This is a genomic window from Psychrobacter sp. PSi21 (genome assembly GCF_054960615.1).
The window spans coordinates 22052-36279 of record NZ_JBHNYR010000007.1 but is presented as its reverse complement, the minus strand read 5'-3'; the positions used below and the strand labels follow the sequence as shown (position 1 = coordinate 36279).

At 46.6% G+C, this 14228-nt stretch carries 14 protein-coding genes; 11 read left to right on the top strand and 3 right to left on the bottom strand.

Annotated elements, in window-relative coordinates; all coding sequences use genetic code 11:
• Positions 1–2: 2 nt before the first annotated feature.
• The gene (locus ACFI32_RS06355; RefSeq protein ID WP_462625676.1) at positions 3–488 is read right to left on the bottom strand and encodes a DUF4124 domain-containing protein; all 486 of its coding nucleotides are present in this window, start codon (positions 486–488) and stop codon (positions 3–5) included.
• A 969-nt stretch (positions 489–1457) separates the two neighbouring features.
• Between ACFI32_RS06355 and ACFI32_RS06350 the strand changes: the two genes are divergently transcribed.
• The 8 genes from ACFI32_RS06350 to ACFI32_RS06315 all read left to right on the top strand — a co-directional run bounded on the left by ACFI32_RS06350 (position 1458) and on the right by ACFI32_RS06315 (position 8949).
• Positions 1458–3167: an acetolactate synthase 3 large subunit gene (locus ACFI32_RS06350; protein ID WP_462625796.1), complete on the top strand. Its 1710-nt coding sequence runs from the start codon at positions 1458–1460 to the stop codon at positions 3165–3167.
• On the top strand, positions 3167–3664 hold the full coding sequence (gene ilvN, locus ACFI32_RS06345) for an acetolactate synthase small subunit (RefSeq protein WP_462625675.1): 498 nt from the start codon (positions 3167–3169) through the stop codon (positions 3662–3664). Before ACFI32_RS06350 ends, ilvN begins: the two co-directional genes overlap by 1 nt.
• 151 nt (positions 3665–3815) lie before the next feature.
• Positions 3816–4832 (top strand): ketol-acid reductoisomerase, encoded by a 1017-nt coding sequence (ilvC, locus tag ACFI32_RS06340; RefSeq protein WP_462625674.1) that lies wholly within the window; start codon positions 3816–3818, stop codon positions 4830–4832.
• Between the two features lie 264 nt (positions 4833–5096).
• On the top strand, positions 5097–5525 hold the full coding sequence (locus tag ACFI32_RS06335; RefSeq protein WP_462625673.1) for a hypothetical protein: 429 nt from the start codon (positions 5097–5099) through the stop codon (positions 5523–5525).
• A 259-nt stretch (positions 5526–5784) separates the two neighbouring features.
• On the top strand, positions 5785–5997 hold the full coding sequence (locus tag ACFI32_RS06330; protein ID WP_462625671.1) for a cold-shock protein: 213 nt from the start codon (positions 5785–5787) through the stop codon (positions 5995–5997).
• 228 nt (positions 5998–6225) lie between these two features.
• Complete coding sequence (locus tag ACFI32_RS06325) at positions 6226–6771, top strand: DUF421 domain-containing protein (RefSeq protein WP_462625670.1); 546 nt, start codon at positions 6226–6228, stop codon at positions 6769–6771.
• A 344-nt stretch (positions 6772–7115) separates the two neighbouring features.
• Positions 7116–7865 (top strand): electron transfer flavoprotein subunit beta/FixA family protein, encoded by a 750-nt coding sequence (locus ACFI32_RS06320; RefSeq protein WP_462625669.1) that lies wholly within the window; start codon positions 7116–7118, stop codon positions 7863–7865.
• A 151-nt stretch (positions 7866–8016) separates the two neighbouring features.
• On the top strand, positions 8017–8949 hold the full coding sequence (locus ACFI32_RS06315) for an electron transfer flavoprotein subunit alpha/FixB family protein (RefSeq protein ID WP_462625668.1): 933 nt from the start codon (positions 8017–8019) through the stop codon (positions 8947–8949).
• A 110-nt stretch (positions 8950–9059) separates the two neighbouring features.
• On the opposite strand, the gene ACFI32_RS06310 is transcribed toward ACFI32_RS06315, so the two are convergent.
• Together ACFI32_RS06310 and ACFI32_RS06305 are read right to left on the bottom strand one after the other, a co-directional pair.
• Positions 9060–9860: a TrmH family RNA methyltransferase gene (locus tag ACFI32_RS06310; protein ID WP_462625667.1), complete on the bottom strand. Its 801-nt coding sequence runs from the start codon at positions 9858–9860 to the stop codon at positions 9060–9062.
• 59 nt (positions 9861–9919) lie between these two features.
• Complete coding sequence (locus ACFI32_RS06305) at positions 9920–10903, bottom strand: class 1 fructose-bisphosphatase (protein ID WP_462625665.1); 984 nt, start codon at positions 10901–10903, stop codon at positions 9920–9922.
• 323 nt (positions 10904–11226) lie between these two features.
• Between ACFI32_RS06305 and ACFI32_RS06300 the strand changes: the two genes are divergently transcribed.
• From ACFI32_RS06300 to ACFI32_RS06290, 3 genes are all read left to right on the top strand, one after another.
• The gene (locus ACFI32_RS06300) at positions 11227–12282 is read left to right on the top strand and encodes an aspartate carbamoyltransferase catalytic subunit (protein ID WP_462625664.1); all 1056 of its coding nucleotides are present in this window, start codon (positions 11227–11229) and stop codon (positions 12280–12282) included.
• Between the two features lie 140 nt (positions 12283–12422).
• Complete coding sequence (locus ACFI32_RS06295) at positions 12423–13604, top strand: dihydroorotase (protein WP_462625795.1); 1182 nt, start codon at positions 12423–12425, stop codon at positions 13602–13604.
• A complete protein-coding gene (locus tag ACFI32_RS06290; RefSeq protein ID WP_462625663.1) occupies positions 13597–14151 on the top strand; it encodes a DUF2127 domain-containing protein in 555 nt (184 codons plus the stop codon). The genes ACFI32_RS06295 and ACFI32_RS06290 overlap by 8 nt, the downstream gene beginning before the upstream one ends.
• Positions 14152–14228 lie beyond the last annotated feature (77 nt).

Genomic DNA, 14228 nt, shown 5'->3' with positions numbered 1-14228 from the left:
GATTAGCTAGAGCAGTATTGAGTGATCGCTTGCTGGACACGCTCACGCTTGAGCTCGATTTCGCGGCCATCTAGATAGCGTCGATTACCGTTGTCATCCATCTCGTAAATGCGGCCACCCACGTTGAGGTTGGTCAAGTTATTACGTAACGACTGACAACGCTGTGCATTGGCATTGGCCTCTTGCTCTTTGATGCGTGCCTCTAACTGCGCCACACGCTGAGCTTCAGGATCAATGGTATTGGACTCTTGGTTGGCATCGGTCTTACCGGCCATTTGTCCCGCATCGTTCTGGCGACCATCGCTACGGAACTCAATAACTTCATAATCATTGTTGTTTTGCGGGGCATGTTGGCTATATTTTACCTCGCCATGCGCGCCGACAGACTTGTAAACTTGAATGGCGTGACTGGCGTTCATGGTGAGCGCCAATACGCAGCTGGTACCAAGCAGCTTGATGGCGGTATTCATCATAGTTGCATATGCCATGGTAGCAATCCTCTTGAGCAATAAAAAAGATGATTTTTCATGTGTCAGCGTGACTCTTGATATGGTGCTGAGTAACGATGTGCGAATAATAAAGCAAGTGCCAATACAGTAGGATTTGATTCTAACAAAAAACACTTATTAATGTACATCGTTTAATAACCATAAGTTGGGAATAGCTGTCAGAACTTTTTCTTGACAATAGTGGCTAAAGCGTTGAATATAATAACTGTTGATTGGTCAGTGAGCGGCATTTATGATTTTGCCGTAGCACTTGAAAATAACCATCGCTAAGCCATTTATCAGTGGCTCAGTTTGAGGTGTTTTCTTTGTGACAAGAGCTCAGCATGGATAGTTTTTACACGACTACCTCTCGTTGTACTGCTTGTCTTTCGGACTTATCGGTCTACAATGACTAAGATAAACTTATTATTTGCAATGCAAATTGCAGTACCAGATTATGATGGTAGGTTATGTACATATGGGTCAGAATGACTTGCCCATGTTATGTATAATCTATTACAAGCATTATATCGAACTATCCTAATTTTTTTGGATTTGCGCTATCGTATTTTGCAGTGTCATGGTTATAAATAATAAGCTGCCTTTATTGATGTGTTCACATCTTGTCACTGTATTCTCATAAGTCTCCCATCACAAATTGACCTTGTATTTTGCTGTGTTCGAGTAACAGGCTGTCAGTAGTAACAGCTGTACTTTGGCATGGTGGGCACACATTCTGAATATGGACAAGGATCAGCAGATTATTTTGCATCTTTAAACCCAGCAAGTACGCTTTGCATGGTGTTGGTGCAAAAAATAAAATGCTGTTCTGCGCCGCAAAAAAAGGTGATGACAGTGACGCAAACCACGCAAAGTCCGAATATGACTGGACATACCCAAACGGGTAATGCCGCCAAACATTTTGATGAAAAACAGCAGCAGCTCGCTGAAGGCAACCATCAACCCGTGATGTTGTCTGGCGCTGAAATGCTGGTGCAATCGCTTACCGATGAAGGTGTCAAATATATTTTTGGTTATCCTGGTGGGGCGGTTCTGCATATCTATGATGCGCTGTTTCAGCAAGACAACATCGAGCACATCCTTGTACGCCACGAGCAAGCCGCTGGTCATATGGCTGATGCTTACTCACGTGTGACAGGCTATACAGGTGTGGTACTAGCGACCTCTGGCCCGGGTGCGACCAATACGGTCACTGCCATTGCAACGGCCTTTATGGACTCTGTGCCAATGGTGGTAATCTCAGGGCAGGTGCCAAGTAGCTTGATCGGCGAAGACGCTTTCCAAGAGACTGATATGGTGGGTGTCTCTCGCCCTATCGTGAAGCACAGCTTTCAGGTGCGCCATCCAAGCGAAATCCCTGCCATTGTCAAAAAAGCCTTTTATATTGCCCAATCAGGTCGCCCTGGCCCCGTCGTCATCGACGTGCCAAAAGACATGACCGCCCCGAACGAAAAATATGTGTATGAATACCCACAAGAAGTCTTTGTGCGTTCGTACCAGCCGTCTATCAAAGGTCATACAGGGCAAATCAAACGAGCTGTTGAGACTTTGCTAAAAGCCAAACGCCCTGTAGTCTACTCGGGTGGCGGCGTTATCTGGAGCAATGCGCATAAAGAGCTGACTGAGCTTGCACATCGTCTCAATTTACCCGTAACCAATACGTTAATGGGTCTTGGCGCATTTCCTGGCTCTGATCGTCAGTTCCTAGGTATGCTTGGTATGCATGGCACCTATGAAGCCAACATGACCATGCACCATGCCGATGTTATTTTGGCAGTAGGTGCGCGTTTTGATGACCGTGTCACCAATAACGTCAAGAAATTCTGTCCGAACGCGACGATTATCCATATTGATATCGATCCTGCATCGATCTCAAAGACCATCAACGCCCATATTCCAATCGTTGGCGACGTCAAGTCAGTTTTGACAGACATGCTAGAGAGCATCGGTGATAAAACGCTAGAGCAGCACGCGCTGATTGACTGGTGGTCACAGATCAATGAATGGCGTAAGCGTCACAGCTTGCAGTATGACACCAACACCGATAACGGCATCAAGCCGCAAAACGTGGTGCAGACCCTATGTAAAGTGACCAATGGTAATGCCATTATTACCAGTGATGTCGGTCAGCATCAGATGTTTGCCGCGCTATATTACACTTACAATGAGCCGCGTCAGTGGCTAAATTCAGGCGGCCTTGGTACCATGGGTGTCGGCTTGCCGTATGCGATGGCCGCCAAGCTTGCCAATCCTGAGCGTGACGTGGTGTGTATCACTGGTGAAGGCTCTATTCAAATGAATATCCAAGAGTTGTCAACCTGTTTGCAGTACAACTTGCCAGTTAAGATTCTAAACTTGAACAATGCTCAGCTTGGTATGGTGAAGCAGTGGCAAGATATGCTGTATGAAGGCCGTCATGCGCAGTCTTATATGAACTCACTGCCAGATTTTGTGAAGTTGGCCGAAAGTTATGGTCACGTTGGTATCAAAATCACGGATCCTGAAACCATGGAAGCACAACTGGCTGAAGCCATGGCCATGAAAGACAAGCTGGTATTTATCGACGTTTATGTCGATCGTAATGAGCATGTGTATCCTATGCAAATCGCTGGGCAAGCCATGCGTGATATGTGGTTATCAAAAGGGGAGCGTACCTAATGCAACAACAACATCTGATTTCGGTATTGATGGAAAACGAAGCGGGATCGTTGTCGCGTCTAGTCGGTTTGTTCTCACAGCGTGGCTATAACATTGAAACTTTGAATGTCGCGCCTACGGATGACCCAACCATTTCACGCTTGACGTTGACCACCATTACCTCGCCTGAAAAAATTGAACAAATCACCAAGCAGCTGCATAAGCTGATCGAGGTGGTCAAGGTATTGACCCTATCAAACACAGTACACGTTGAGCGTGAGCTGATGTTGATCAAGGTTCGTGCCACCAATAGCGTACGTGAAGAGATCAAGCGTAGCGCTGATATCTTCCGCGCCCAAATCGTCGATGTGACGTCGAACCTATACACTATCCAAATCGTAGGCGATACCGCCAAACTTGATGGTTTTATTGAGGTTATCGGTCGCGAGCGTATCTTAGAAGTGGTACGCTCAGGTGTGATTGGTATTGCTCGCGGTGAGAGAACCTTAAGCATATAATGGTGGCCACCAACGTGTAGCAACCATTAAACTCATTTTTAAATATTATTTTAGACTTAACACAGTATCGATGTGTCAGTACATCTAGCACAATAGCACATCGGTGCTCACTACCCATGGCTATCCATGATTGAGGACAAGGACTCTATATATGAACGTTTTTTATGACAAAGATTGTGATCTCTCTATTATCCAAGGTAAAAAAGTTGCCATTATCGGTTATGGTTCACAGGGACATGCGCACGCGCTAAACCTACAAGACTCAGGTGTCGACGTCACCGTTGGTCTACGCGCAAGCTCAGGTTCATGGAAAAAAGCTGAAAACGCAGGACTAAAAGTTGCTGAAGTAGAAGACGCCGTCAAAGCTGCTGACGTGATCATGATTTTGACTCCAGATGAGTTCCAAAAAGAGCTTTATAATGACGTGATCGAGCCAAACATCAAAGAAGGCGCGACATTGGCTTTCGCTCATGGTTTTGCGATTCATTACAACCAAGTGGTACCACGTGGCGACCTTGATGTGATCATGGTTGCACCAAAAGCACCGGGTCATACCGTTCGCTCTGAGTTCACTAAAGGTGGCGGTATCCCTGATCTTATCGCGATCTATCAAGACGCTTCAGGTCAAGCCAAACAGCTAGCGCTATCGTATGCTGCGGGCGTAGGTGGTGGTCGTTCAGGTATCATCGAAACCACGTTCAAAGACGAAACTGAAACCGACCTATTCGGTGAGCAAGCGGTTCTTTGTGGTGGTGCTGTAGAATTGGTTAAAATGGGTTTTGAAACCCTTACTGAAGCAGGCTATGCACCAGAAATGGCTTACTTTGAGTGCTTGCATGAGCTTAAACTCATCGTTGATTTGATGTATGAAGGCGGTATCGCTGACATGAACTATTCAATCAGTAACAACGCTGAGTACGGCGAATATGTGACTGGCCCTGAAGTCATCAACGAGCAGTCTCGTGAGGCCATGCGTAATGCGCTAAAACGCATTCAGTCTGGCGAGTACGCCAAAATGTTCATCTCTGAAGGCGCAACCAACTATCCATCAATGACAGCTCGTCGCCGCAACAATGCAGCTCATGACATCGAAACCACAGGTGCCAAATTGCGCGGTATGATGCCTTGGATCGGTGGCAACAAAATCATCGATAAAGACAAAAACTAATCAGTATGTATATTTATGGTCGATAACCGCATCATAGACGCTGATTATTGACTAAAATGTAGTAAAAATTGAGTTTGTGACCCATGTTATCCCATTGATAGCATGGGTTTTTTGTTATCAAACCCCATATTCTGGTGTCAGGTCTTTACTGACACTGCTTGAAAAGCAGCACCAGCCGCCATATATAGACAGCTGGCATAAGCCGCGATAGACGGTCAGTGCTGTGATGACTCCTTTTTATTCTCAGATTATAGGTTGTATGTTGTGCAAATACTTTTTCCAGAATGGCTGACACCGCAGTTTGCCTATGTATTTTTGAGCGCTGTAGTCGCTATTCTTATCTGGATAGAAGGGGAGATGCTCAAGCGTAGCGGTGGTAAATTGCCAAAATCTGCGCTTTTTCGGTTCAGTTCACTGCTAGATACGGTATGGTTTTTTATCTCGGTGGCGATGCTTTATATCATTGACTTTGAGCCATTGGCACTTGCTGTGCCTACCGCTTACGGTATTTATAGCACCTTTGGCTGGATTTATGGCACGCGCCTGCTTAGACGTAAAGGTATTCCTGATTCACCAAAAGATTTGGTCATACCGCCTAAATACATTGCTTATAGTCAGTCCTTTGCGCTGATCTTCTTTGCACTTTGTGTATTGGTAATGGCAGCACCTTGGCTACCGTTACAAATCGCTTAAGCCATCTATATTTTTAATAAACTTGTGTTTGTTGAAAACCAAAAAATAATTTACAAAACTACCCAATTTAATCTGTCAATCCCCCTAAAAGCTGCTATACTAAAGCTGTACTCATGGGACTTGAGACAAAAATCGTGGTATATCAAGAAGATATACGATTGACTTTGTTCTGAGTATTTGCTCCAAGCTTATGTGAGTATTTATCAATTAATCGGTGTTGACACACGTCTCATCAACAGTTAAAGAGTTAGGAAAATTTATGTCTGATAAAGTTGAAGGCACTGTAAAGTGGTTTAACGAAGCTAAAGGTTTTGGTTTTATCGCTCAAGATAACGGCGGCCAAGATGTATTCGCTCATTACAGCGCTATCCAAGGTGGCGGTTTCAAAACCCTAGCCGAAGGCCAAAAAGTGTCTTTCATCTTAGGTGAAGGCAAAAAAGGCCCACAAGCTGAGCAAATCGAAGCCCTCTAATCTTACGGTCTAATAGATTTGACTGACATGTCAGACAACTTTATTAATCATCAGATTATCTGTACGCTAGATTACTTTGTTTGTTAAAACAAAAAATATTGTTTAGACTGTATCTCAAAAGCAACCTCTTATCAGGTTGCTTTTTTTTGTCAAAAAATTGTCAATACAGATCATCATGATGCTCATTTGGCCCTAGTGAGGGATCAAGAAAAAATACAAGGAATCAAAATGGATTGGCAAGCATGGTTTGCGACAGACTGGCGGCAAGTGGTCGGTATTGGGTTATCCGCGCTGGGGTTTTATGTCGCGCTGATATTGTTTACGCGTCTTATGGGGTTACGTAGCTTTTCTAAGCTTTCCAGTCATGATTTTGCTATGACCGTGGGCATTGGCAGTATCCTTGCATCGACCGTATTATCTGATTCGCCCTCACTACTGCAAGGCTTAGTTGCAGTGGCAGTGCTGTTTGTCATGCAAGCGGTGGTATCGGTCGTCAGGCGCAAAGTAAAGCCTATCAAGGCATTGATTGATAATCAGCCTATTGTGATTATGAGTCGCGGTGAATATATCACAGACAATCTCAAAGAGGCCAAGCTCAGTACCAGCGATGTACAAGAGGTGCTGCGCAAAAATGGCATCAAGTCGAAAACAGAAGTTTTTGCTGTGATTATGGAAACCACTGGTGACCTGAGCGTCATCAAGAACAGTGATGTACCGCCAGACTGGAATTTGTTTGATGATATTCGTGATTATCAATGCCTGAAAGAAAGTTAAGACGGAGAATATGATCTGTGTTACATTTTTTGATAATAAAATGTGCAGCACAAAAAGTCAGTCAATGTTATAACTGTAGGGACTTTAGGACAAACCCCTAAAAAGTATCAGTATACTAAGGATAATTTAAAAAAATCTTTCTGATATGAAAAATAGTAATAAATTTATGACGCATTATTCACGGTGTCGTCTTGACCTAGTCGAGATGCTCACGCAAGATACATGGGTCCTATAAATAATAGGCAGCGCTCATAGCGTAAGCCTTTTGGCTATTGTATTGACAGTGGTCAGCCAATAATTTTAATGATTTATTTTTACTCATAACATTCATAAACGAGGAACGTATGAAAGCATTAGTCGCGGTCAAGCGTGTTATTGATTATAACGTGAAAGTTCGCGTGAAAGCGGATAACTCAGGTGTCGATCTATCAAACACCAAAATGTCTATTAACCCTTTTGACGAGATAGCCGTTGAAGAAGCCGTCCGTTTAAAAGAAGCAGGCGTCATTGATGAAATTATCGTCGCTTCCATCGGCCCAAAAGAAGCGCAAGAGCAAATTCGTGCCGCGCTAGCCCTTGGTGCAGACCGTGGCGTGTTGGTACAAAGTGATGACAAGCCTTATCCCTTACAAGTGGCTAAGATTCTAAAAAGCATCGCTGAGCAAGAAAGTACCGACATTATCCTATTGGGTAAACAAGCCATTGATGATGATAACAACCAAACTGGCCAGATGCTTGCTGCTTTGATGGGTATCGGTCAAGGTACTTTTGCGTCAGAAGTAAAAGTTGAAGGCGACAAAGTCAACGTCACTCGTGAGATTGATGGCGGCCTACAGACCGTTGCTTTGGCACTACCTGCGGTCATCACCACAGATTTGCGTTTGAACGAGCCACGTTATGCAAAATTGCCTAACATCATGAAAGCGAAGAAAAAGCCACTTGATGAGAAAACGCCAGCGGATTTTGGTGTTGATATGACCTCTAAGCAAGAGATTTTGAAAGTTGTGCCACCTTCTGAGCGTAAAGCGGGTATCAAAGTCGCGTCAGTAGATGAGCTCGTTGACAAGCTAAAAAATGAAGCGAAAGTCATCTAGTATCATAAAGCGTTTGGCTGCCGTTGAGCGAAACTAAAACCGAGCATGATGATACGCCAATAGGACGTAAGCCATGCCACGCTCATTTGAGTAGCCCTCTGTTGTGATGATAAAAACAGACGATTATGCGAATCAATAAAGGATAAAAACAATGGCAATTTTGGTATATGCAGAACACGACAATGCCAGTCTAAAAAAGGCAACCTTGAACACGATTGCTGCAGCAAAGCAGATGGGCGATGATGTACACGTATTGGTCGCTGGTAGTGGTAACCAAGCCGTCGCTGATGAAGCGGCAAAAGCTGAAGGCGTTAGCAAAGTACTGCTCGCTGACGATGCTGCTTATGAGCATCAAATGGCAGAGAATATTGCACTGCTGGTAACGGATTTGGCTGCTGATTATAGTCATATCGTTGCGGCGGCAACCACCACTGGCAAAAACTTCATGCCACGCGTTGCTGCATTGCTTGACGTGAGCATGGTATCAGACATCACCGCTGTGGTTGATGCACAGACTTTTGAGCGTCCAATCTATGCTGGTAATGCCACTGCAACCGTTAAAACAACGGAAGACAAAGTGGTGGTGACGGTACGTACCACAGGCTTTGATCCTGTTGCGGATACTGGTGGTTCAGCGGCAGTTGAAAGCATCGATAATGTACAAAGCTCTGATAAATCAAGCTTTGTAAACGAAGAGATGGCCAAATCTGACCGTCCAGAATTGACCTCAGCAGATATCGTTGTCTCTGGTGGCCGCGCATTGGCTAACGGTGAAAATTTCACCAAATATATCGAGCCACTTGCTGATAAGCTGGGCGCTGCCATCGGTGCCTCTCGTGCCGCTGTAGATGCAGGCTATGTGCCTAATGATATGCAGGTCGGTCAGACGGGTAAAATCGTTGCACCGCAATTGTATATCGCAGCGGGTATCTCAGGTGCGATTCAGCATTTGGCAGGTATGAAAGACTCTAAAGTGATCGTTGCGATCAACAATGATCCAGAAGCACCAATCGCTAGCGTTGCGGACTACTTCTTAGAAGCAGATTTGTTTGATGCGCTGCCTGAGTTGACCAGTAAGATCTAATACGGCAATTCATTAGCGTATAATCAGAAAAATCCCGCTATTATCGATAGCGGGATTTTTTTGTATCAAACAGCAGGTGAGGTAAGCTGGCAGCGCTTAGTTATAATTGCTCAGTTGTAATCGCGTTGACGCAAGGTCTCGTACAAGCAAAGCGAACCTGCAATGGCCACATTGAGGCTTTCTTGACCATTGGGCTGTGGTAGCGCAATTGGGGTGGCGCACTGCATCAGTTCATCAGTGACACCCTGACCTTCATTACCCATAATCCAAGCCACAGGCGCCCGCAGGTCGTGGCTGTAGATAAGCGTATCCGTGTGCGAGCTGGTCGCCAGTAACGGTATACGCACGTGATCCAAAATGTCCTGACTGCTCAGACCTTCGTAAATGTGCAAGGCAAACTGTGCGCCCATGCCAGCACGCAATGTCTTGGGTGACCATGCTTGCGCGGTCATATTGGTACACAGCACGTGACGAATACCAACTGCGGCGGCGGTGCGTAGCAGGGTACCGACATTGCCGCTGTCTTGTATGTCATTTAAGATCAAGCAGTCACTCTCTATGGTGGGCAGGTCAGGCACAGGCGTATCAATGATGGCCATGATATCAATGCCTGTACCTAAGCTACGAATGCTTTGGTACAGGGTATCGGTCAAGGTCAACAGCGTGGCACGGTTGTGACTTGGCAACTGCGACAATAGTTGCAGCACCTCAGGATGGGTTTGCGCGGATTCTGCAATCATGACCTGCTTGATGGGATAATTGCTGCGCAAGGCGGCATCAATCAGATGCGCGCCTTCCAGTACGGTCTGGCCTTGTTTTTTGCGCTGGCGAGCTTGAGTCAGCAGCGCTTTGGTGAGCTTGACCGTTTGGTTTTTGTCAGAGGTGATGCGCTCTGTGGGGTACAGTGTCATAGTAGACCGTTTACTCATAAAAAAATAAGGTAGATGAATAACGCATGCTGTGATTGCGTTTATTCGCCTGCATGTTTCTCGTGCAAGTCTTTAACATAGTTGACTTCGTTTTTGCTGCCCAGTACCACAGGAACACGCTGATGAATGTCAGTAGGCTCAATGTCTAAAATACGATTGACCGCATCGGTTGCGCCGCCGCCTGCACGTTCGATCAACAGACTCATGGGGTTGGCTTCGTACATCAAGCGCAGTTTGCCTGCTTTATGGGCATACTTGGTGTCAAAGGGGTAGGTGAATAAACCGCCACGGCATAAGATACGATGGACATCGCCGACCATAGCCGCGACCCAACGAGTGTTAAAGTCACGACCACGCACGCCAGCTTCACCTGCGATCAGCTCATCGATATATTGCTGCATCGGCGCGCGCCAATAACGATAGTTTGAGCTATTGATGGCGTATTCGCTGGTATCCGCATCGATTTGGACATTATTTTGTATCAGCACATAGTCGCCATTGTCTGGATCGAGGCTAAACATCAAGACGTTGTCTGCAATGGTCAAAGCAAGCATGGTAGAGGTGCCATATAGCAAATAACCGGCTGCCAACTGCTGGTTGCCAGCTTGCAAAAAGTCGTCGTTATTACTTTTTTGACCTTGACGCTGATAAGGTAGGACAGAAAAAATCGTACCAACCGCCATGTTGATATCGATGTTTGATGAGCCATCTAGAGGATCAAACAACACCAAAACGCTGCCATCAACGTTGGCTGGGGTGGCATCATCCAGCTCTTCTGAGGCGACGCCCGCACAATGGGCATTTTTTGCCAGTGCTTCTAGTAGCAAGTCGTTAGCGAGGACGTCGAGCTTTTTTTGTTCTTCACCTTGGACGTTTTGATTGCCCGCTTCGCCTAAGATATCTGCCAATGCGCCTTTGCTGAGCAGCTGCGAGATGGTTTTGCCCACTTCGGTGATGGTGGTGATGACATCACTGACCGCAGGGTCGATATCTTGGGTGTTTAGATAGTGTGCTAAGGTGGTCATAACAATTCCTAGTAAATGCGATTATAATAAAACATGACAGTCAAAGATCAGGATGGTCTTAACAGTAAGACGCAAATAAGTCGCTAAATATCCGAATAGCCGCCGCGGTATCTTTGTCCTGACCGCAAAATCAGCTACACTATATCTATAAATGGGTTAGGCTTGCCGCTTATCAGGACAGATGTCGACTGATGGGCCGTTGCGACGAGTGGTTTTTAGCAGCTTGTGCCACTGCGGTAAAGTGTAGCAAATAAGCGCCAAAATGTCCTTGTATCTCTAAGCTTGATTGACTCAATATAAACCAACTATAAAGACGTGCCATTATGCCAACTTCGACCAATACCGTCTCGCCAACTGCTTCTGCCAAACCTGATCCTGATACCGTTCACCAAAAGCTCAATGCTTCCTTAAGTCGTCCGCAGCTCAATACAGATGGCCATTTGCGCCATTTTTTAGGGGTTGAGGGGTTAAACAAAGCTCAGCTACAGGCCATTATCGCTAAGGCTGAGACTTTTTTTGATGAAAATGGTCAGCTGATTAATCGCCCTGAGCTTGACGGCTGCACGGTGATGAATTTGTTTTTTGAGCCATCAACGCGCACGCGTACAACCTTTGAGGTGGCAGAAAAACGCTTGGGTGCCAATGTCTTGAATATTGATATCGCGCGCTCAAGTACCAAAAAAGGCGAGAGCCTGCGCGATACCTTATGGAACCTTGAGGCAATGACCGCTGATATCTTTGTGGTCCGCCATTCGGCATCGGGCGCGGCTCATTTTATGGCGACAGAAGTGACACCAAATATCGCCATCATCAATGGTGGTGACGGCTGGCACGCTCATCCTACCCAAGGCATGCTCGATATGCTGACCATTCACCGTGAAGCGCCGCGTCCGTTTGAGGAGTTGTCGGTTGCCATCGTCGGTGATATCAAGCATTCACGAGTGGCGCGATCTGATATCAGCGCCTTACAGACACTTGGCGTGAAAGATATTCGTGTCATCTCGCCGCGTACGTTGTTACCGAAAGGTATTGAGCGCTTTGGAGTGACAGTATATGAAGACATCGACAGCTGCGTGACCGATTGTGACGTCATCATGGGTCTGCGTATTCAAAACGAGCGTATCGGCTCACCGCTATTGGCCTCCTCAAGTGAGTATTACAAATATTACGGCATCACCCCAGAGCGTGTTGCCCTTGCCAAGCCTGATGCGCTGGTGATGCACCCAGGACCCATGAACCGAGGGGTTGAGATTGCCTCAAGTGTGGCAGACGGCGTACAGTCGGTGATCCTCAAGCAGGTGAATAACGGTATTGCCATTCGTATGGCAGTGCTATCGCTCGCGATGGAAGGGCAGCGCGCGCATCAAGCCTCCCTTTGATAGGGGTAGGGCAGCACCTGTGACTGCCTTATCAATAGTGCGCGCCCTGATCTACGCGTTATGCGACTCCTTTCTTGACTTATTTTATTATCAATACGGTAAACATGCTCATGACCCATACCACTGCTACTGATGTGCCAATGACCAATCTACTTCCTAGCGCGTTTCAAGCGGCGCTACCTACTGCGGCAAGCTCGCGAATCGCTGAGCTGAGTGCTGACCGCGAAACTTGGCTATTGCCGCCACTGGTGGATCTCTGTGCGCGTTTGCGCGAGCCAGGTAAAGAGCAGCATGGCACGCTGGCGTCAGAAGGCCAAGCAGCGCGTGCCAATGGCTTTTTGCACGTGGTGACACCACCAGATACAAGCCCAGTTTTAGAAAATGGCTCACTCCTGAAAGGCTTACGTGAGCGTGCGCGCGAAGATGGCGGTATCTATTTGCATATTTTGGGTGCATTGACTGCAGGCTTAGAAGGCGAGCGCCCCTCTAATATCGCAGGCTTAAAAAAAGGCGGCTGTATTGCGGTATCTAACGCCCGCCGTCCGTTTAGTAATGACTTGGTGCTGCTGCGTACCCTTGAGTATGCTGCTACTTTTGGTATGAAAGTATTCTTTTATCCTGATGAACCCAGCTTGTCAAAAGACGGCGTGGCGCATGAAGGCTATATCGCCTCGTATCATGGCTTGCAAGGTATCCCTTGGATTGCTGAAACCGTAGCTTTGTCTACCCAGTTACTCATGGTAGAAGAAACCGGCGTTGCGGCGCACTTTAGCCAACTGACTTGCAAATCATCGGTTGAGCTGATGCGCTGGGCCAAGGACAAAGGGCTGCCTGTCACTTGTGATGTGGCCATGCACCAGTTGTATCTGACCGATGATGATTTAGAAGGTTTTAACGCGCAGGCCTATGTCTTACCGCCGCTACGCAGTAATACCGATCAGCAGGCACTACGCCGCGGCCTTGCCGATGGCACGATTGATGCCATCTGTAGTCACCATGAGCCATTGAACAGCACTGCTAAAAAAGCACCGTTCGCCGAAAGTACACCCGGCATCTCAAACTTTGATACCTTTATGGCGCTGGCATGTCAGTTGGTACGCGATGACGTGCTGACCTTGACGCAGCTGGTCGATAAGATTTGTCTCAATCCTGCCAAGATTGCGGGCATTGACAATCAGTACGCCGATATTGGCGGCGCGGTATTGGTTGACCCCAATCGAGAGTGGCAAGTGACGACAGACGCCATGCGTTCAAATGGTAAAAACACGCCGTTTTTCAATCAGCAGCTACAAGGTCAGGTCGTGGAGACCTTCTTTGGTTAAGCTGCCTCTGCAGGATGACCATCGGCATCCTTCCTCAGAGAGTACGCTGCCACCACTGGTGTCTGAGACTGCCATACCATCTCCAGAAGCTACTGCCAGCGAGTCGATCAAAGCAGTCGCGATTTATGAGATCGTCAAGGGTGTGGGTGCGTTGGTGGGTGCGGGTGCGCTTTGGATATGGCACAACAACCTGAACCAGTGGCTGGACAGCATTGCCAGTAGTTGGCAACAACGCTTTGGCACCTTTTTAGCGCCGCAAGTAGATAGCGTGGTTCAGATTGCGCAGCAAGCCAGCAAAAACTGGCCGTTGTTTTTACTACTGATCTTTGCTTATGCCAGCTTACGCTTTGTCGAAGCATATGGGCTTTGGAAAGACAAAACGTGGGCGTATTGGTTTAGCGTCATTGGCTACGGGATATTTATTCCCATCGAGCTGTACTATCTGGTGGTCAGCCCCTTTGACTGGTTCAAACTGGGTATTTTTATGCTAAACGTGGTGATCGTCATCGTGGTCTATCGCAATATGAAGCGTAAAGGGCTGATTTAGTGATCAGTTATTATTGTCCATTCTATATATTGGCCTAAGAAAACCGCCGTCAGCATTTATATATCATGATGCTAACG

Excerpts from the sequence above, each read along its gene's own strand:
- ACFI32_RS06355 (WP_462625676.1), bottom strand. The coding sequence starts at position 488 with ATGGCATATGCAACTATGATGAATACCGCCATCAAGCTGCTTGGTACC.
- ACFI32_RS06350 (WP_462625796.1), top strand. The coding sequence starts at position 1,458 with ATGTTGTCTGGCGCTGAAATGCTGGTGCAATCGCTTACCGATGAAGGT.
- ilvN (WP_462625675.1), top strand. The coding sequence starts at position 3,167 with ATGCAACAACAACATCTGATTTCGGTATTGATGGAAAACGAAGCGGGA.
- ilvC (WP_462625674.1), top strand. The coding sequence starts at position 3,816 with ATGAACGTTTTTTATGACAAAGATTGTGATCTCTCTATTATCCAAGGT.
- ACFI32_RS06330 (WP_462625671.1), top strand. The coding sequence starts at position 5,785 with ATGTCTGATAAAGTTGAAGGCACTGTAAAGTGGTTTAACGAAGCTAAA.
- ACFI32_RS06325 (WP_462625670.1), top strand. The coding sequence starts at position 6,226 with ATGGATTGGCAAGCATGGTTTGCGACAGACTGGCGGCAAGTGGTCGGT.
- ACFI32_RS06320 (WP_462625669.1), top strand. The coding sequence starts at position 7,116 with ATGAAAGCATTAGTCGCGGTCAAGCGTGTTATTGATTATAACGTGAAA.
- ACFI32_RS06315 (WP_462625668.1), top strand. The coding sequence starts at position 8,017 with ATGGCAATTTTGGTATATGCAGAACACGACAATGCCAGTCTAAAAAAG.
- ACFI32_RS06310 (WP_462625667.1), bottom strand. The coding sequence starts at position 9,860 with ATGACACTGTACCCCACAGAGCGCATCACCTCTGACAAAAACCAAACG.
- ACFI32_RS06305 (WP_462625665.1), bottom strand. The coding sequence starts at position 10,903 with ATGACCACCTTAGCACACTATCTAAACACCCAAGATATCGACCCTGCG.
- ACFI32_RS06300 (WP_462625664.1), top strand. The coding sequence starts at position 11,227 with ATGCCAACTTCGACCAATACCGTCTCGCCAACTGCTTCTGCCAAACCT.
- ACFI32_RS06295 (WP_462625795.1), top strand. The coding sequence starts at position 12,423 with ATGACCAATCTACTTCCTAGCGCGTTTCAAGCGGCGCTACCTACTGCG.